This is a genomic window from Lactobacillus kimbladii, from assembly GCF_000970755.1.
GTDB classification, from domain to species: Bacteria; Bacillota; Bacilli; order Lactobacillales; family Lactobacillaceae; genus Lactobacillus; species Lactobacillus kimbladii.
In genome coordinates this window covers 1,266,678-1,284,244 of sequence record NZ_KQ034007.1, presented here as the reverse complement: position 1 = coordinate 1,284,244, position 17,567 = coordinate 1,266,678, and the positions used below count along the sequence as shown (strand labels likewise).

The following is a 17,567-nucleotide window of genomic DNA, read 5'->3' as shown; positions in this document are numbered from 1 at the left end:
TTTTAATATACTTTAATATAATTATTTTTTATCAGTAGATGTAGAAACATAAGAAGCTAAGACATCTTTTAGATCTTTATCTTTTATGTCAACTCCAGCCTTTTTAATAACTTTGGCTAGAACATCATGCATAGTTTGTTGGTCTTGTGACATCGTCTGATAGATCTGGTCATCAATCTCTTTTTTGTGTGAAGCAAAAGTTCCTTTAGCAGGGTGCTTAATCATTTTGATTACGTGATAACCTGATTGAGATTTAACTGGGCTCTTTGTTATTTCGCCAGTCTTTAATTTAAAAGCGGCTTTCTTAAACGCAGGATCTAAACTGGAATCAGTAGAATCAAAAGCAGGCAACTTTCCTTCATTGTTTTTAGTTCCTGTATCTAAAGAATACTTTTTCACTAAACTCTTAAAACTTTTACCATTTTTTAGCTCATTAGTAATTTCTTCTGCTTTAGATTTTTTGGAAACTAAAATATGTTGTACTTTAACCTTTGGTTGATAATCTTTCCAAACTTTATCTTCTTGACTCTTTGAGATCTTCTTAATGTCCTTTAAAGCAGCTTCAGTAAGCAGGTTTGTTTTCAAGTTTTGCTTGAAACTTGAAGCAGTCATGCCATTTTGTTGCAAAACGGCATCAAATTGACTACCGTATTGCTTTTTGTAATTATTGTATTGTTTATCAACTTGCTTCTTTGAAACCTTGTTGCCATATTGTTGCTCTAGAACACGATTGATAATCATGTTTGCCAGGGCGGTTTTACCAGACTGAGACTTTTTCATTTCGTCATAGTATTCTTGCTGAGTAATCTTGCCGCCTTTATAAGAAGCAACGGTTTTACCGCCATTGGAACAGGCCGCTGTTGATAAGGCCATACTTGCTACGGCAATCACAGCTGCTGCTTTTCTGATATATTTTTTCATAAAATAAATTCTCCACATCCTTAATAAATTAAGTCACCGACAACTAATATAACATAAACTGGCAATTCTAGTTTTTATTTTTAAGTTTTTTGCTAAAATTGCCAGTTTCTTTACTAATTTTTAGAATTATCAGCTTCATTTTCAATATTACGATTAATTGCTGAAGCTTTGCCTTTTAGTCTGGCAATAACTCGATTAATGCCTATTTGATAATATTCCACCTCATTTTGTAATTCAGAAATAGCTCTTTTTGCTTCTGGCAAAGACTCTTTTAACTCCTGCTTGGCAGTCTTTAATTTTTTGTTAGATATGGCAAGATCATTAATGTCTTCTTTGACTGAATTAATTTGTTTTTGCACCGATGGGAATAAACGATTACCATTTTGGTCTTTAAATAGTGAAAGAACAACGCCAAAACCCGCTCCCACTGCTAAACCTAAACTAAAATGTTTCATCATGTCACCTTAGAACTCGGCTCTAATTGCAGCTGCAACTTTTTGGTAATCTTCCTCAGTATATTTTTCAGCATTATTGCGCGTTGCAATCTTTAAACCGTCTCCTTCAAAGCGTGGTATAAAGTGAATGTGTGAATGCATTACTACTTGGCTAGCACTAGCGCCATTATTGCTACTAATGTTCATACCAGTAATTCTTGGGTCAAACTTTTTAATTGCATTGGCAATTGTTGGAATATACTGCAAGTATCTTTGAGCATCTTCAGGCGTATAATCAAAAAAGTTAGTGATGTGTTTTTTAGGAACCATCAGAGTATGACCGGGATTAACTTGAGATAAGTCTAAGAAGGCTTTGACGTCATCATTCTCGAAAACTGTGTAGCTGTTGGCTTCACCTGTGATAATTTTACAAAATAAGCAATCTTTATCTAATTCTTCCATTTTAAAACCTCTTCATTTCAAAATTTAGTTTCTTTTAATATCATGCTATCATATTAAATGAGTAAATTCATTAAAAGAAAGATAGGAATTATGACTTTAAAAATTGAACATTTGACTGGTGGATACATTGGTGTGCCAGTCATTAAAGATATTAACTTGGAAATTAAACCAGGGGAAGTTTTAGGAGTTATTGGGCTAAATGGTGCTGGCAAATCGACAACAATTAAACATATCTTGGGGTTATTACGACCACAAAAAGGGAAAATTACTCTCAATGGCATTGATTTAGCTGCTCAACCTACTAAATTTAAAAGACAAGTCGCATATATTCCCGAAACACCGGTTTTGTATTCAGAACTGACTTTGAAGGAACATCTGCAATTAACTATTCTCAGCTATCAGTTAGATGAAAAGCAGGCTTGGGCAAAAGCTCATGAGTTGCTGCAGATGTTTAGGCTGGATGATAAACTGGATTGGTTGCCGATTCATTTTTCAAAGGGTATGAAACAAAAAGTCATGATTGTGTGTGCCTTTTTGGCAAATACAGAACTCCTTGTAATAGACGAGCCGTTCACTGGACTAGATCCTTTAGCAGTAGCCAATTTAGTTCAATTGATCAAAAGCGCTGCTGATCAAGGCAAAATGGTGTTAATGTCAACACATATTTTAGCTAACAGTGTCCAAGCAGTTTCACGCTACGCGGTCTTAAACAATGGCAAAATTGCAGCTGCTGGCACTTTGGCTGAAATTCGCATGCACTATGCTTTAAAGGAAACAGATTCATTTGACCAAATTTACCAGATTTTAAGTCAGGAGCAACAAAATGCGTGATTTGGCTAAAAGAAGGCTGCAGGAAAATTTAAGCCAATCTTTAAAATATCTAGTTTTGGTTTTTAATGATTTCTTCATCTTGGCTCTGATTTTTCTTTTTGGAGCGCTCATGTTCTGGTACGCACAGGCAATGAAAAGCATGCCTGAAAGTCTGTGGTACTACCGTCCACTAGTTGGGATTTTGCTATGGCTGCCACTTTTAATAGGCAAACTGGTAACTTTGCTAAAACCAGCTGATTTACAATTTTTACTGCCCGAAGATGAAAACTTAGCATCATATTTGCAACCAATGTTAATTTACAGCTTGATTGTACCTACAATTTGCTTGGTTTTAATGGCGGGGATTATATTTCCTTTTGCCACGATCAAGGCAAAGATTGGACTGTTAGATTATATTTTCGCTGTTTTTGCTGTTTTTTTAGCCAAGGTGCTGCAGCTTAAAGTTATGGAATATAATTTATACTTTAACCGTAAAATTTCCATCTTAATTTTAAATATCCTTTTCCTGCTTTTGTTGGGTTGGGGAATGTTTAAACCACAGAGCATGATCATAATCGCAATTTTGCTAGCTGCTGCTGTTTTTATTTTAGTTTTGAATCCGCTGCATGCAGCTCTTTTTGACTGGCAATATGCGGTGGGGCAAGAAGAAAAGCGCAAAAATGTTGTTTACAACGCTTTTAGTATGTTCACAGACGTTAAAGAAAGACAGACCAACATTAAAAGACGGAAATATTTGGATTTTTTATTGCCTAAAAATTTAGCGTCAGAAAATCCGCATAAATTTTTGTATCGCCGTTCAGAGCTTAGAAACCCCGAAAATATCAATTTAATAGTGCGGATGACTGCTTTTGCAGTTTTAATTTCCTGGCTGGTACAAAATTGGGTTTGGGCATTATGTTTATCATGCTTAGTAGTCTTTTTAACTATTTACCAGTTAATACCAATGGTTGATGAATTCGATAACAATATCATGTATCGTGTTTATCCAATTGAGCGTACCAATCGGGGATTAGATTTAGTATCCGCATTAGCAGGAATATTATTAGCTCAATGGCTTATAATCAGTATTTCCTGGCTGATCACTTTACCGATTAATTTACACTTATTTGTGGCAATGGGATGTTTAGTTGTTTTCAGCTGGGGCGTATTAAGGTTATACTTACCTGCAAAAGTAAAGAAAAGGAAGTAGCAAAATAGATGAGATTACGTAACAAGCCGTGGGCTGTAAAGCTGGTACAAGATCATCCGGAAAGTGTGATTGATCGACCAGATCCAAGTCAAAAAATTAATTGGTCAAAACGGTTTGCTGATATTTCAAAACCATTAGAGATAGAAGTAGGGCCCGGCAAAGGAAAGTTTATTACCACAATGGCAGAAGAGCATCCTGAAAAGAATTTTGTTGCTCTGGAATTGCAAATGACAGCAGCTGGCATGATTTTACGGACGAAATTAGCAAAAGATTTGTCTAATTTACAAATTTTATGTGCGGATGCTGCAAATATCGCTTCTTTTTTTGATAGTCACAGTGCAAGTAAAATTTATTTGAACTTTAGTGATCCTTGGCCTAAAACTAGGCATGAGAAAAGGCGGTTAACTTATAAGTCTTTTTTACAAAAATATCAAACCGTCTTGCAGGAAAATGGTCAAATAGAGTTTAAAACTGATAATGCAGGTCTTTTTGCCTATTCTGTGCATAGCATGAATAATTTTGGGATGCATTTTGATTTTGTGTCAGTTGATCTTCATAATGAAAAAGATGAAATTGTAGCTGCCAATATTGAAACTGAATATGAACACAAATTTGCAGCTCAGGGCAATCCAATTTATGCTTTGCATGCTGATTTTGGGGTAAAATAATTAAGTAAGAGTGATGAATGAGAGGTTTTTTCAAAATGGAACAAATAAAAGAATTAAACAAAGATAAATTAGACTCTATTACCAAAAATGGTCGCGTAGTTTTGGAATTTTCAGCAGGTTGGTGCCCTGACTGTCGTTTTTTAGACCCGTTCATGCCAGAAATCGAAAAAGATTTTTCCGATAGCAAATTTTATCAAATTGATCGTGATGGCTCAGTTGACCTAGCTAAGGAAATGAATATCATGGGTATTCCTTCCTTTGTGGTCTACCAAGATGGTCAAGAAATTGGTAGACTAGTTAATAAGGATCGTAAAACTAAAGATGAGGTTGAAAGCTTTTTACGGTCACTTGACTAAGTGAAAGAGGATTATTGATTCATGATTACTAGTATTAATAAAAGAAGTTATCCTAATACCTTGATTGTAATTTTAGGTCAAGACAAGGGTAAAAGTGCATATGACGAAAAAGGTGATGTTACACGCATTACTGATGAAAAGGGTAATGTTACCGGTTATAACTTTTTTAACGTTGATCAACTAATTGACTACGATAAGTTACCAGATGGACAAGTTAAGCTGTCAAATGATGATTTAACTGCTTTAAATGAAAAACTGGCGGAAGTTGGTTTTACTGATAAACTTGCCTATGGCAAGCCAACACTTGTTTATGGCTATGTCAAAAGTTGTGAGAAACATCCCGATTCTGATCATTTGCATGTTACACAAGTTGATGTGGGCAATGGTGAAGAACATCAAATTGTCTGTGGTGCACCTAATATTGCGCAGGGACAAAAAGTGGTTGTTGCCTTGCCAGGTACTTTGATGCCTAATGGCCAAGTGATTTGGCCAGGTCAACTCCGTCATGTGGATTCCTATGGTATGATTTGTTCTGCTCGTGAATTGGGTTTAGCTCATGCACCGCAAAAGCGTGGAATTATGGTAGTTCCTAATGAATTTACTGTTGGAGAGGCCTTTGATTCCGAAAAGTGTGATGAACTTTTAGCAAGCGGTCAGATTACTTTATAACACTGAGGACTTTATCAGGTTTTGGTAAGGTCTTTTTTGTTGCAAAAAGAATGTCAATTGCATTAGTTGTTTTATCGTCATATTGCTAAAATTTGATTGCAATTTTTTGATGATCCTGCTTTTTGGACTCAGTAATGGTAAAATAAACTGCAATGATAAAATTTTGGAGTTCAGTAAATGTTAGATAAAAATAAGCAAATTTGGTTTATCGGAATTAAAGGAACTGGAATGGCTTCTTTAGCTTTAGTGTTAAATGATTTAGGTTTTAACGTAGCTGGCAGCGATATTAAAAAGTATACTTTTACCCAAGAACCGCTAAAAAAAGCTGGTATTGAAGTTAAAGAATTTAGTGCGAATAATATTAAAAATTCAGGACAAATTATCGTTAAAGGAAATGCGTTTAAAGATGACAACGTAGAAGTAAAAACTTGTGAAAATAAGAACATTACCTGGCAAAGTTATCCTGATACAGTCGAAGAAATTATCAAAATGCATACAAGCATTGGTGTTTCGGGAACTCATGGTAAAACTTCTACTACCGGTCTTTTAGCCCATGTATTGGGTGAAGCTGCACCCACGTCCTATTTAATAGGTGACGGAGAGGGCAAGGGTGTTAAGGATTCTCGTTTCTTTGTCTATGAAGCAGATGAATATCGACGTCATTTCTTAGCCTATCATCCAGATTATCAAATTATGACTAACATTGATTTTGATCATCCGGATTATTTTAAGGATCAGGCTGATTATACTTCAGCTTTTCAAACTGCAGCAGACCAGACTAAAAAAGGACTATTTGTCTGGGGTGGTAATGAAAGATTGAGAGACTTGCATTCTGATGTTCTCAAATATACTTATGGTTTTGAAGATAATGACGATTTTCAAGCTGTCAATATTAGAAGAACAACTGAAGGATCGACCTTTACGGTTATGACTCATGGCAAAAAAGTTGGTGAGTTTGAAATACATCTTTTTGGTGATCACAATATTTTAAATACCACAGCTGTGATTGCTGTTGCCTACACCGAAAAGATTCCTGTAGCTGATATTCAAAAAGGTCTACTTACTTATCAAGGTGCAAAACGTCGTTTTTCTGAAAAAGATTTCGGTGATATCAATATTATTGATGATTATGCTCATCATCCAACTGAAATGAAAGCAACAATTCAGGCTGCACGACAAAAGTTCCCACAAAAGAAATTAGTTGTCGTATTCCAACCACATACTTTTTCCAGAACGAAGAAATATGCGCAAGATTTTGTAGAAATATTGCGTGATGTAGACAAGGCTTATGTGACTCCGATTTATGCTTCAGCAAGAGAGGCCAATGGAGATATTTCAAGTAGTGATTTAGTTGCTAAAATCCCTAGTTCTGAAGTGATAGATCTTGATAACATTGCAGATCTTGCTCAAAACAGAAATAGTGTGATCGTCTTTATGGGAGCTGGCGATATTCAGAAATATGAAGATGCTTTAGAAAAGTTACTGTAATTTAACTTTATAGCTTTACTAGAACTCTAGTAAGGCTATTTTTTTGCGCAAAATTTATGATATTTTGTGAAAAATAATGAAATATAATTAAATAAAATGAAAAATAATGATTGATAAATGGAAATAAATGAAATATAATAAAAATGTAAACGATAACAAGTGAAAAGAGGACGAATTGATGAAAGAAATAAAAACTGCAACAAGGTTAAATGCTTACTTGCCACATTATGACAATAAGATTGATAAGGTTTTTGGTGAACTGAAAAAAGTTGGAATTAATTATGTAGATATTAATTTCCCTCAACAGACTATTGGGATTCCGGCACGAGACATGAAGAAAATGTTAGACGAAAACGGTTTGCGTCCTAACGGAATGGAAATGAGATTTGAAGGTCATTACCTTAACGGTGATCTCGGGAATTTAAACGATAAGATCTATCAGGATGCAATTGAAATGTGTAAGCAGGCAGTGGATTATTGCCGAGAGATTGGCGGTTCAATGATTAATATCTGGAGTGCTCATGATGGTTTTGACTACAGCTTTCAAATTGATTATTTAAAAGTTTGGCATAGAATTGTCAAAGCTTGTCAAGAAATCGCAGATTATGCGCCTGATATTAAATTTAGTATTGAATATAAACCTTATGAGCCCCGTGCCTATGCTTTTGTGGACAGCATGGGAACTTTGGGAATGATTCTAAAAGATATCAACCGTAAAAACTTTGGCGTTCTTTTAGATTATTGTCACATGCTAATGAAACATGAAAACCCGGCTATGGGATCTGAAATTTTTGCCAGTCGTGGTGAATTATTTGGGGTTCATATTAATGACGGCTATGGTGTCCATGATGACGGCTTAATGGTCGGTACCGTTACTCCATTTAAAACCTTAGAATTTCTCTATTATATGAAAAAATATCATTTTGATGGCATGTACTATTTTGACACAGCTCCAGTAATCGAAGACCCTAGTCAAGAAACTAGTAAAAATATCGAAATGTTGAAATACTTTTTAAATCTGCTTGACCGAGTGGGCATGGAAAAAATAGACAAAGTGATTAATGAAAATGATGCAATAAAAGCAAGAGATCTATTGTTAGATTTTATAAAAAAATAACTATTTTAATTTAAAAATTGTATTTTTGGAGGCAAAAAATGGATTACAGAGAAACTGCACGAGGTATTTTGGATGCCGTTGGCGGACCAAGTAATATTTCTAATATGACACATTGTGCAACCAGGTTACGATTGAATTTAAAAAATGAAAATATTGATGATGCCAAAGTAAAGGCAGTAGATGGTGTAATTAATGTTTCAAAGGGTGGTGGACAATATCAGGTATTAATTGGTCTTGAAGTACCGAAAGTTTTTGATGAATTTGAAAAGCTTGTCAATGGAAGTACTGATAATGAAGTTAGTACGCAAATCAAACCTCATGGGTTTAAAGGATATGTCAATGCCTTATTTGCGGCAATTGCCGGTATTTTTTCACCACTGCTTCCAGCCCTTGCAGGATCGGGAATTTTATATGGCTTACTTTTGTTCTGCAGCCAAATAGGATGGATCAGTCAGAAAAGTGGTACTTTTGTCATCTTGACTGCTGCTTCAAAAGCCGTATTTTATTTTTTGCCCATTCTGTTAGCTTTTTCGGCTGCACGAAGATTTAAAGTCAGCCCTTACATTGCTGCATTAATTGCCGGCGCACTTTTATATCCAGATTTCATTCAATTAATGGGTACCCATGGAAATGGTGCAATGACTTCATTCTTGGGTATTCCAGTTGTTTTAATGAATTACAATTCAACAGTAGTTCCAATTTTAATTTCTATCTGGGCTTATTCATATTTGTATAAGTGGTTAGATAAACACGTCAGTAAAGATTTGGAGCTTGTGGTTGTGCCACTCGTTTGTCTTCTAGTTATGGTGCCACTGACTGTAATTGTTATTGGTCCACTCGGTGTATATGGTGGTCAATTTGTTGCAGATGTAGTTAATTGGTTAATTAAAAATGTTCCACTGCTTGCTGGAGTAGTTGTTGGTGGTGGATGGAGTTTCCTGGTATCTTTTGGAATTCACTGGGCTGTAAATCCAATAATGATTAATAATATTGCTACACAAGGCTTTGATTTTATTTGTCCATTAACCTTTGCCTGCAATTTTGGTGTTATCGGAGCTGCTATAGGAGTTTGGCTTAAAACGCGAAATAAAGAGCTAAAGAGCTTTTCTTTAACTGGAGTAATAACAATTTGCCTTTCTGCAATAATAGAACCAACATTATTTGGTTTACTGGTAAAAAACAGAAAAATATGGGCAGCACAAATGATTGCTGGTGCCGTTGGCGGAGCTTATCTAGGACTAACAAAGGTATTTACAAACGCATTCGTTTTTGGTTCGGTAACAACTTTTCCGGCTTTTGTAGCTAAAAATAGCAATAACTTCTTAAATGCGATGATAGGATTGGGGATTTCTGTAATTGTCGGAATCATTCTTGGCTTTATTGTTACCAAAAAAGATGAGCGTCTTGCTTAAAATAAAGTTAGATGGGGTATAATTAAGGGAGCAAAACACTTATGCATATAAGGAGAAGAGAATAAATTGCTTCCGATCGAAAGACAAAATCAAATCTTAAAAATTTTAGAAAACAAAAATTTGAGCAAACTGGATGAACTTCATAAACAAATACCCAATGTATCTATTTCAACATTAAGAAGAGATATCAAAACGTTAGAAGATGAAGGAAAAATTGAATATTTATTTGGCGGAGCTGTCAGGCTAAGTAACGGTTCTGGAGAAGTCGAATTCACTAAAAAGGAACATAAGTACCAAAAGGAGAAAAAACAAATTGCTGCTTTAGCTGCCCAGGAGATTCATGATAGCAATGCAATATATGTGGATTCAGGTACAACATGTACTCTGCTTCTTGATAAAATAAAAAATAAGCGAATCACAATTTATACTACAAATACACAAGTATGTCATATTGTTGGTAATTTTAAGGCTAAAATAGTTTTAATAGGTGGCAATTATAACGGAGTCACTTCTTCACTTACTGGCGCATTAACTAATGATTTACTATCCAGGCTCCGTTTTGATAAAGCTTTTTTTGGCATGAATGGTGTTGATATTAATAATGGATACACCACACCACAATTTGATGAAGCAATAAAGAAGCAGTTAATCGCAAAAAGAACTTCACAGTCTTTTATATTGGCTGATTCTAGCAAGTTTGGCGTATCTTCAAATGTTCAGGCTTTAGAATTAAAAGACGCAATCCTAATTTCTAATGATAATGATTCTCAGATTGCTAAAGAAACAAAGATTATTTGTCCGTAACTAAAACATAAAAGTTAATTAAGATTATATTTAGTAGAAACATCAAACCCAATAGGAGTTTGATGTTTTTGTTTAAAAAAGTTCTAAAAATCCTATACAAAAAGTGAAATAAGCAAAATAGGAAGTGATAATCTTAAGAGAGAAACTAAATATAACTAATTTGTTAAAAAATCAGTATTATGCAAGATCCATGGAAAAACTGTTAAAATGGTAGTTGAATAAAGAAACTTGGTTTAATTGTAAGGAGATCAAATGGCTGATAAAAAATTACTTTTAATTGATGGTAATTCAGTTGCTTTTCGTGCTTTCTATGCACTATACCGCCAACTTGAAAATTTCAGAAATCCTGAAGGATTGCATACTAACGCCATTTATACGTTTAAAAACATGCTTGATGTTGTATTAAACGATGTCGAGCCTGACTATGTTTTGGTTGCTTTTGATGCGGGCAAAACTACTTTTAGAAACAAGATGTATGCGGATTATAAAGGCGGTAGACAAAAGACTCCATCAGAATTATCTGAACAACTGCCATATATTCAGGAGCTTTTGCATGATTTGGGCTTGTCCACATATGAACTTGATAACTATGAAGCCGATGATATTATTGGCACTTTTGTCACTAAGGGAGAAAAGGCAGGCTTTAAAATTACTGTGGTCACAGGAGACAAAGATTTAACACAACTAGCTTCACCTCAAACAACAGTTATGGTCACTAAGTCTGGTGTCCTTAATTTAGAGTCATACACACCAGAGCACATGAAAGAAGTTAACGGTGTTACTCCAACAGAATTTATTGATATGAAAGCATTAATGGGTGATAATTCTGATAATTACCCTGGTGTGACTAAAATTGGGCCAAAAAAAGCTTCACAACTTATTCAGGAATATGGTACGGTTGAAAATCTTTATGATCATATAGATGATATGAAGCCATCTAAAATGAAAGAAAACCTTATCAATGATAAAGATAAGGCTCTTTTAGGTAAAAAATTAGCTACTATTGATCGTCATGCTCCTTTAACCATTGGGATTGATGATGTTAAAAGGGGTGAAGTAGATTATCAAAAATTGCGTAGATTCTATGAAAGAATGAATTTCCGGAAGTTTTTGAGTGAACTAAATCCGGATGGAGAAAGTCAACCACAAGATCAGTCTGAAAAGGCAAATGCTAAAGCAGTTGCTTTTACCGAACTTAAAGAAAATGATATCAATAATTTTGCTGTTACTGATGGTCAAACTATTACTTTTTATCTGGGAATGCTTGGTGCTAACTATCATTTAGCCAAGTTTGTTGGCTTTGCTTTAAAAATTGATCAAAAAATATTTGTTAGCCGCAACGTCGAGCTTTTAAAGGAAAATAAACTTAAAAACTTACTTGAGAGTGATAAAGTTTCTAAAAACGTGTTTGACCTAAAAAGAACAACTGTAGGTTTGAACCGATTGGGTATTCAAGCTCGCAACATTGATTATGATATGCTACTTGCTTCATATTTGATTAATAATGAAAACAATTCTGACGATATGGGTGAAATCTGTCGTATGTACGGCGATAATTCGGTTAAAAGCGATTATGATGTTTATGGCAAAGGCAAAAGCGTTCATATACCAAAAGATGATCAAGTTTTGTTTAACCATTTAGCTGGTAAAATAGCAGCTATTGAAAATCTAAAAGAGACATTACTGGCAAAATTAAAAGAGCATGAGCAGGATGATCTTTATGCAAATATTGAAATACCAGTTGCAAGAGTTTTGTCAGTCATGGAAATAAATGGTATTAAGGTCCAAGCCAATACTTTAACTGAGCTGCAAGATGAATTTGCGGTTGACCTCAAGAAAATGGAACAACAAATTTATGATGAAGCTGGTGAAGAATTTAATATTAATTCTCCTAAGCAATTGGGTCATATTTTGTTTGAAAAGATGGGCTTGAAGCCAATTAAAAAGACCAAAACTGGCTATTCAACTTCTGTTGATGTTTTAAACCAGTTAAAGGATGAGAATCCTATCATTGAGCAAATTTTGACTTACAGACAAATAGCTAAAATTCAATCTACCTATGTTAATGGCTTGCTAGATGTTATCCAAAAAGACGGTCGCGTTCACACCAGGTATTTACAAACCTTGACCGCTACTGGTCGCTTGTCCTCAGTTGACCCTAATTTACAAAATATTCCTACCAGAACGGAAGAAGGAAAGCAAATTAGAAAAGCTTTTGTGCCTAGTGAACCAGACGGTTATATTTTCTCATGTGATTATTCTCAAATTGAATTGCGAGTCTTGGCACAAGTTTCCGGTGATGAACAGATGCAGGAAGCTTTTAGAACGGGTTATGATATCCATGCTCATACGGCCATGCGCATTTTTCATCTCAAATCAACCGATGATGTGACTCCGCTAATGCGGCGTAGAGCTAAAGCAGTTAATTTCGGTATTGTATATGGTATCTCTGATTATGGCTTGTCTAAGAATCTTAATATTAGCCGTAAAAAGGCTAAGGAGTTTATTGATAATTACTTTGAGCAGTATCCGCAAGTTAAAGAATATATGAATAAAGCTGTGCAAGTGGCACGTGAAAAAGGTTATGCCGAGACAATAATGCATAGAAGACGTTATTTACCAGACATTCATGCTAAAAATTATAACGTCCGTTCATTTGCCGAAAGGACAGCCATCAATTCTCCTATTCAAGGTTCAGCTGCAGATATAATCAAAATTGCGATGATTAACATGCAGAAAAAGTTGGATGAATTGCATTTAAAGACTAAAATGGTGGTTCAGGTGCATGATGAATTAATTTTTGATGTACCAAAGGATGAATTAGAAACAATTAAAAAAATTGTGCCGGAAGTTATGCAATCCGCTGTAAGGCTTGATATACCTCTTGTAGCTGACTCTGGATATGGTCATAACTGGTTTGATGCGAAGTAAGGAGTAATTTTAATGCCCGAAATGCCGGAAGTTGAAACTGTCAGGCGGACTCTTCTTCCTCTTATCAAAGGGAAAACAATTAAAGAAGTAACTGTATGGTACCCCAAGATTATCACCGGAGATGCTAAAGAATTTGCAAAGCAGTTAACCGGAAAAAAGATTGAAAATATAGAGCGCTATGCTAAATATTTGCTAATTCGACTCAGTGACAATTTAACAATAGTGTCGCATTTACGCATGGAAGGTAAGTATCGTTTAGTCAAAATAAATACTAAAAAGGACAAGCATGATCACGTGCAGATCATTTTTAGCGATAACTCTGCATTGCGTTATAATGATGTGCGTAAGTTTGGCCGGATGCAGTTAATTAAAACCGGAACTGAAAAAGAAAAGACTGGTATTAGCAAATTAGGTGCAGAACCCAACTCAGCAGCTTTTACCGTTTCTTATTTACAAAATGGCTTAGCCCGTAAAAAGAAAAATATCAAAAGTACGTTGCTGGATCAGTCTGTTGTTGCAGGCCTAGGCAATATTTATGTTGATGAGGTTTTGTGGGAAACAAAAATTCACCCGTTAAGTCAGGCCAATAGCATTCCAGCAAAAAAGGTAGCACAATTGCACGATAATATTAATTCTTTAATAGAATTGGCAATTGCTGAAAGAGGTACTACGGTTCATACCTATCTAGATGCAAACGGTAAGACAGGTGGCTTTCAAAAAATGTTGCAGGTTTATGGACATAAAGGGGAGCCTTGTGTGCGTTGTGGTACGCCTCTTGAAAAAATTAAAGTAAACGGACGAGGTACGACATTTTGTTCTAAGTGTCAGGTGATTTATAAATGACAAAGATTTTAGGCTTAACCGGTGGAATAGCCAGTGGTAAAAGTACTGTGGATGTTTTTTTTAGAGAAAAACAAATCCCTGTTATAGACTGCGATCAAATTGCTCACGATATCTTAAATAAAGGTGAAAAAGGTTATGAACTAGTATTAAAACAGTTTGGAATGAACATACTTAAGTCAGACCAATCTATCAATCGTTCAGCGTTAGGACAGATTGTTTTTGATGATGAAAAACAGCTTGAAACCTTAAATAGAATTACCCATCCGTTGATTTTTCAAGAAATACAGGCTAAAATTGCGCTAAACAACCCGAGCAAAAATTCTTTGGTTGTTGTGGATGCACCAGTTTTGTTTGAAGCAAATGGTCAAAAATATTGTGATTTTACCTTATTAATTGCAATACCTGAATCGCTGCAAATGAAGCGGTTAATGTTAAGGGATCGTTTAAGTAAAGGCGCTGCTTTGAAGCGCATTCGCAGTCAGATGCCTTTGTCTCAGAAAGAGAAATTAGCTGATTTTGTAATTAATAATACTGGTACAAAACAAGATTTGAAATCCAAATTAGAACAGTTGCTTCTTGAAATAAAAGGGGAGGACTTATATGGAATGTCCTAATTGTCATAAAAATGCATCAAAAGTCATTGATTCACGTCCAAGTGATGAAAATCGCGCAATTAGACGTCGGCGTGAATGCGAAAACTGTGGCTTTCGTTTTACCACGTTTGAACGAGTTGAAACCACGCCTTTACTAGTGATCAAGAATGACGGTACTCGTGAACCTTTTAATCGTAAAAAAATTTTGCATGGCGTGATGGCGGCTGGTCAAAAGCGACCAATATCAAGTACACAATTTGAAGAACTAGTTGACCATGTAGAGAACAAAGTGCGTCAGCAAGGGGTAAGTGAGATTTCTTCGAAAAAGATTGGTCAACTGGTAATGGATGAGCTGGCAAAAATTGATGATGTTGCCTATATTCGTTTTGCTTCCATCTATCGTGAATTTAAAGATATGTCCAGCTTTATGAAAACAATGGAAGATATGATTGCAAAAAGGGAAAAGGGTAATTAATTATGTTTGAGACAAATGATCCCAAACAGCCGTTTTTCATTACCAACAGGGTGGATATTTTTCCTAAAGATTTGCGCATATTAATTAAACTATATCAACCCCTTATTGGTTCTCTTGCTTTAGCAGTCTATTTAAGTCTGAATGAAGATTACAGTGCACAGGCAATGCTTTCTGATGCTAAAGGAATTTATACACTGCAAGAACAGATCGATTGTGATATAAAAAAGTTATTTGGTGCGTTGCACAAGCTTGAAGCTGTCGGCTTGATTCAAACGAGACTGCTTGATAACCAAATCATGGGTCAGGTTTTGTGTTTCGAACTTAAGAGAGTTCCAGCAAGCAGTGAATTTTTTGCAACTGCACTTTTAGCTAGTTTATTAAAAGAAAAAGTTGGAGTAACTGCTTTTAACAAATTGAGTCACGAGTTTGCCAGAGAAACTAAACAAAACAAGAGCGAATTAAGTGGCATTAAAGAAGCACCTAACATTTCTGCTTCTTTTATGGATGTTTTCCATATATCCGATCAAGAGGCGATAGATCCTTCGGTTGAGGTCAAAGAAGCAGCTCAGGAAAATAATTATTCTTCTAACAATTTTGCTACTGTCAATGACCAGGATCAGATTGACTGGGATTTTATGAAACAGCAATTCGAAATTTATCAAATAGCTGGCAGTGAAATTGATCAAAACAAAGAGGCTATTCGGGCAGTCATGCGCATATATGGGCTGTCAGAACAGGAATTTGTTGACGAGGCATTACCTTGCTTGCATGGTGACTATCATTTAAACATGAGGGAAATTAAGCAAACTATTGCTAACAGCATCCATGGCAGTGATACTCGCAGACATTTGCAAAGCAAGGCTAAAATACCTGACAAATTTGATAATAATAGCCAATTAAATCAGGAAGAACAAAAATTATTGCAAAAAGCGCAAACGGATACTCCGGCACAGTTTTTATATCATTTAAAAACTGAAAAAAATGATTTTGTTGACGCTAGTGAATATCAGGTGTTAGATAGCCTATATAACGATAAGGGAATATCAGCGGAATTACTTAATATTCTGACATATGCATGTTTAAAAAGTGGCCCCAATATTTCATTTCGTTTAGCAAATAAAATTTTGCATGACTGGCTGCAACACGGTGTTAAAACTGGTAGTGAGGCCTTGGATTACATGGACAAAAGAAAAAAGGCACAAGAACAAAGGCAGAGCAAGCGGTATAGCCGGTTTGCTCCTAGAAAAATAGTTGAAAAGGGCACTGATTGGAACAAGCAACAGCCGAAAGTAAAATCTAATGTCTCAAGTGCGGAGCTAAAAGAATTTTTTAAAAATTTTGAAGATAAAAACGGTATGAAGTAGGTGAAAAAATGCAACCCATTAAAAAATTTATGGTTAAAGGACAAACAGCTAAAGCAGAAGACCAGAGCACCGCTAAAATTAAGCAAAAAGTTTTGGCTGAGCCCAAAGTGCAACAATTTATCAATCAGCACCGAGCACAACTTAATGACAGTATAATTGATAAAAGCCTTCCCAGTCTTTTTGAATTTTATCTAAGCCAACATAAAAAAGATCCTGTGACCAAAGGATATTATCCGGATTTGATAATGAATAAAAATGCCATTAGTCTTAAATTTGTTCCTGAAGACAGTAAATTGATACATGATCAGGAAATTAATATCAAAAAGCACTTGCGTTTAATTAATTTACCAGAGGGGTTGCATGATGTTCGTTTAAGTAAAATTGAAATGACACCAGAAAGAGCCGAGGTAATGACTGCTATTCAGCGCTTTTTATATCGATATTCTCAAGATATTCACCAAAAAGGTCTTTATTTATCTGGTAATTTTGGTATTGGTAAAACGTATATTTTAGCAGGACTGGCAAATCAAGTAGCTGCAATGGAAAAATATGTTGTGTTTCTGCATGTTCCTACATTCATTGCCAGTTTGTCCAGTCATTTTAATGACAATAGTTTACAAACTGAAGTACAAAAAATAGCTAATTCTGACTTGTTAATATTGGATGATATTGGCGCGGAAAATTTAAGTCAATGGTCGCGAGACGAAGTCTTAGCAGTAATTTTGCAGGCTCGAATGGACAATATTTTGCCCACCTTTTTCTCGTCCAACTTTGTCATGGCTGATTTGGAGGACCATTTCAAGGAAACTAAAAATGCAATTGAACCAGTAAAGGCTGCTAGAATAATGGAGAGAATACATTCTTTAGCAACGGAAATAGTAATATCTGGACCTAACCGGCGTCACTAAGTTATAAAAGATGCAGGATGATTTAATTTTTTAATGAAAATATACTTGCATTAAAAAATTATTGGGTTATAATTAAGTCCAATGAATGAACATGTTGCAACG

General features: G+C 35.2%; 18 protein-coding genes. 15 read left to right on the top strand and 3 right to left on the bottom strand.

Annotated elements, in window-relative coordinates:
• Positions 1 to 21: 21 nt before the first annotated feature.
• From JF75_RS06440 to JF75_RS06430, 3 genes are all read right to left on the bottom strand, one after another.
• Positions 22 to 921 (bottom strand): peptidylprolyl isomerase PrsA, encoded by a 900-nt coding sequence (locus JF75_RS06440; RefSeq protein ID WP_046332339.1) that lies wholly within the window; start codon positions 919 to 921, stop codon positions 22 to 24.
• Positions 922 to 1,034: 113 nt separating this feature from the next.
• Complete coding sequence (locus JF75_RS06435) at positions 1,035 to 1,376, bottom strand: hypothetical protein (RefSeq protein ID WP_046332338.1); 342 nt, start codon at positions 1,374 to 1,376, stop codon at positions 1,035 to 1,037.
• A 9-nt stretch (positions 1,377 to 1,385) separates the two neighbouring features.
• Positions 1,386 to 1,817 (bottom strand): HIT family protein, encoded by a 432-nt coding sequence (locus tag JF75_RS06430; protein ID WP_046332337.1) that lies wholly within the window; start codon positions 1,815 to 1,817, stop codon positions 1,386 to 1,388.
• A gap of 90 nt (positions 1,818 to 1,907) precedes the next feature.
• Here JF75_RS06430 and JF75_RS06425 point away from each other — a divergent pair, with 90 nt between their 5' ends.
• The 15 genes from JF75_RS06425 (at position 1,908) to dnaI (ending at position 17,465) form a co-directional block, all read left to right on the top strand.
• Positions 1,908 to 2,648, top strand: a complete 741-nt coding sequence (locus JF75_RS06425; protein ID WP_046332336.1) for an ABC transporter ATP-binding protein — start codon at positions 1,908 to 1,910, stop codon at positions 2,646 to 2,648.
• Positions 2,641 to 3,837, top strand: coding sequence for an ABC transporter permease (locus JF75_RS06420; RefSeq protein WP_046332335.1), 1,197 nt, complete (start codon positions 2,641 to 2,643; stop codon positions 3,835 to 3,837). The genes JF75_RS06425 and JF75_RS06420 overlap by 8 nt, the downstream gene beginning before the upstream one ends.
• Positions 3,838 to 3,845: 8 nt before the next feature.
• Positions 3,846 to 4,505, top strand: coding sequence for a tRNA (guanosine(46)-N7)-methyltransferase TrmB (trmB, locus tag JF75_RS06415; RefSeq protein WP_046332334.1), 660 nt, complete (start codon positions 3,846 to 3,848; stop codon positions 4,503 to 4,505).
• Positions 4,506 to 4,540: 35 nt separating this feature from the next.
• Complete coding sequence (locus JF75_RS06410) at positions 4,541 to 4,861, top strand: thioredoxin family protein (protein ID WP_046332956.1); 321 nt, start codon at positions 4,541 to 4,543, stop codon at positions 4,859 to 4,861.
• A gap of 21 nt (positions 4,862 to 4,882) precedes the next feature.
• Positions 4,883 to 5,530, top strand: coding sequence for a YtpR family tRNA-binding protein (gene ytpR / locus JF75_RS06405; protein WP_046332333.1), 648 nt, complete (start codon positions 4,883 to 4,885; stop codon positions 5,528 to 5,530).
• Between the two features lie 177 nt (positions 5,531 to 5,707).
• A complete protein-coding gene (murC, locus tag JF75_RS06400; protein WP_046332332.1) occupies positions 5,708 to 7,018 on the top strand; it encodes a UDP-N-acetylmuramate--L-alanine ligase in 1,311 nt (436 codons plus the stop codon).
• A gap of 187 nt (positions 7,019 to 7,205) precedes the next feature.
• Complete coding sequence (locus tag JF75_RS06395) at positions 7,206 to 8,135, top strand: sugar phosphate isomerase/epimerase family protein (protein ID WP_046332955.1); 930 nt, start codon at positions 7,206 to 7,208, stop codon at positions 8,133 to 8,135.
• A 38-nt stretch (positions 8,136 to 8,173) separates the two neighbouring features.
• Entirely contained in the window at positions 8,174 to 9,547 is a 1,374-nt protein-coding gene (locus tag JF75_RS06390; RefSeq protein WP_045928325.1) for a PTS transporter subunit EIIC, read from the top strand.
• 66 nt (positions 9,548 to 9,613) lie between these two features.
• A complete protein-coding gene (locus tag JF75_RS06385; RefSeq protein ID WP_046332331.1) occupies positions 9,614 to 10,351 on the top strand; it encodes a DeoR/GlpR family DNA-binding transcription regulator in 738 nt (245 codons plus the stop codon).
• 252 nt (positions 10,352 to 10,603) lie between these two features.
• Positions 10,604 to 13,282 carry a DNA polymerase I gene (gene polA, locus JF75_RS06380; RefSeq protein ID WP_046332330.1) on the top strand — a complete coding sequence of 893 codons (2,679 nt, stop codon included), beginning with the start codon at positions 10,604 to 10,606 and terminating at the stop codon, positions 13,280 to 13,282.
• A gap of 12 nt (positions 13,283 to 13,294) precedes the next feature.
• Entirely contained in the window at positions 13,295 to 14,125 is an 831-nt protein-coding gene (gene mutM, locus JF75_RS06375; RefSeq protein ID WP_046332329.1) for a bifunctional DNA-formamidopyrimidine glycosylase/DNA-(apurinic or apyrimidinic site) lyase, read from the top strand.
• Positions 14,122 to 14,739, top strand: coding sequence for a dephospho-CoA kinase (coaE, locus tag JF75_RS06370; RefSeq protein ID WP_046332328.1), 618 nt, complete (start codon positions 14,122 to 14,124; stop codon positions 14,737 to 14,739). Before mutM ends, coaE begins: the two co-directional genes overlap by 4 nt.
• The gene (nrdR, locus tag JF75_RS06365) at positions 14,726 to 15,193 is read left to right on the top strand and encodes a transcriptional regulator NrdR (protein WP_034980131.1); all 468 of its coding nucleotides are present in this window, start codon (positions 14,726 to 14,728) and stop codon (positions 15,191 to 15,193) included. Before coaE ends, nrdR begins: the two co-directional genes overlap by 14 nt.
• Positions 15,194 to 15,195: 2 nt before the next feature.
• Positions 15,196 to 16,557 (top strand): DnaD domain protein, encoded by a 1,362-nt coding sequence (locus JF75_RS06360; RefSeq protein ID WP_046332327.1) that lies wholly within the window; start codon positions 15,196 to 15,198, stop codon positions 16,555 to 16,557.
• A gap of 8 nt (positions 16,558 to 16,565) precedes the next feature.
• Positions 16,566 to 17,465 (top strand): primosomal protein DnaI, encoded by a 900-nt coding sequence (dnaI, locus tag JF75_RS06355; RefSeq protein ID WP_046332326.1) that lies wholly within the window; start codon positions 16,566 to 16,568, stop codon positions 17,463 to 17,465.
• Positions 17,466 to 17,567 lie beyond the last annotated feature (102 nt).

Bases quoted from the DNA above. Each gene is read 5' to 3' on its own strand.
- JF75_RS06440 (WP_046332339.1), bottom strand. From the start codon at position 921: ATGAAAAAATATATCAGAAAAGCAGCAGCTGTGATTGCCGTAGCAAGT.
- JF75_RS06435 (WP_046332338.1), bottom strand. From the start codon at position 1,376: ATGAAACATTTTAGTTTAGGTTTAGCAGTGGGAGCGGGTTTTGGCGTT.
- JF75_RS06430 (WP_046332337.1), bottom strand. From the start codon at position 1,817: ATGGAAGAATTAGATAAAGATTGCTTATTTTGTAAAATTATCACAGGT.
- JF75_RS06425 (WP_046332336.1), top strand. From the start codon at position 1,908: ATGACTTTAAAAATTGAACATTTGACTGGTGGATACATTGGTGTGCCA.
- JF75_RS06420 (WP_046332335.1), top strand. From the start codon at position 2,641: ATGCGTGATTTGGCTAAAAGAAGGCTGCAGGAAAATTTAAGCCAATCT.
- trmB (WP_046332334.1), top strand. From the start codon at position 3,846: ATGAGATTACGTAACAAGCCGTGGGCTGTAAAGCTGGTACAAGATCAT.
- JF75_RS06410 (WP_046332956.1), top strand. From the start codon at position 4,541: ATGGAACAAATAAAAGAATTAAACAAAGATAAATTAGACTCTATTACC.
- ytpR (WP_046332333.1), top strand. From the start codon at position 4,883: ATGATTACTAGTATTAATAAAAGAAGTTATCCTAATACCTTGATTGTA.
- murC (WP_046332332.1), top strand. From the start codon at position 5,708: ATGTTAGATAAAAATAAGCAAATTTGGTTTATCGGAATTAAAGGAACT.
- JF75_RS06390 (WP_045928325.1), top strand. From the start codon at position 8,174: ATGGATTACAGAGAAACTGCACGAGGTATTTTGGATGCCGTTGGCGGA.
- polA (WP_046332330.1), top strand. From the start codon at position 10,604: ATGGCTGATAAAAAATTACTTTTAATTGATGGTAATTCAGTTGCTTTT.
- mutM (WP_046332329.1), top strand. From the start codon at position 13,295: ATGCCCGAAATGCCGGAAGTTGAAACTGTCAGGCGGACTCTTCTTCCT.
- coaE (WP_046332328.1), top strand. From the start codon at position 14,122: ATGACAAAGATTTTAGGCTTAACCGGTGGAATAGCCAGTGGTAAAAGT.
- nrdR (WP_034980131.1), top strand. From the start codon at position 14,726: ATGGAATGTCCTAATTGTCATAAAAATGCATCAAAAGTCATTGATTCA.
- JF75_RS06360 (WP_046332327.1), top strand. From the start codon at position 15,196: ATGTTTGAGACAAATGATCCCAAACAGCCGTTTTTCATTACCAACAGG.
- dnaI (WP_046332326.1), top strand. From the start codon at position 16,566: ATGCAACCCATTAAAAAATTTATGGTTAAAGGACAAACAGCTAAAGCA.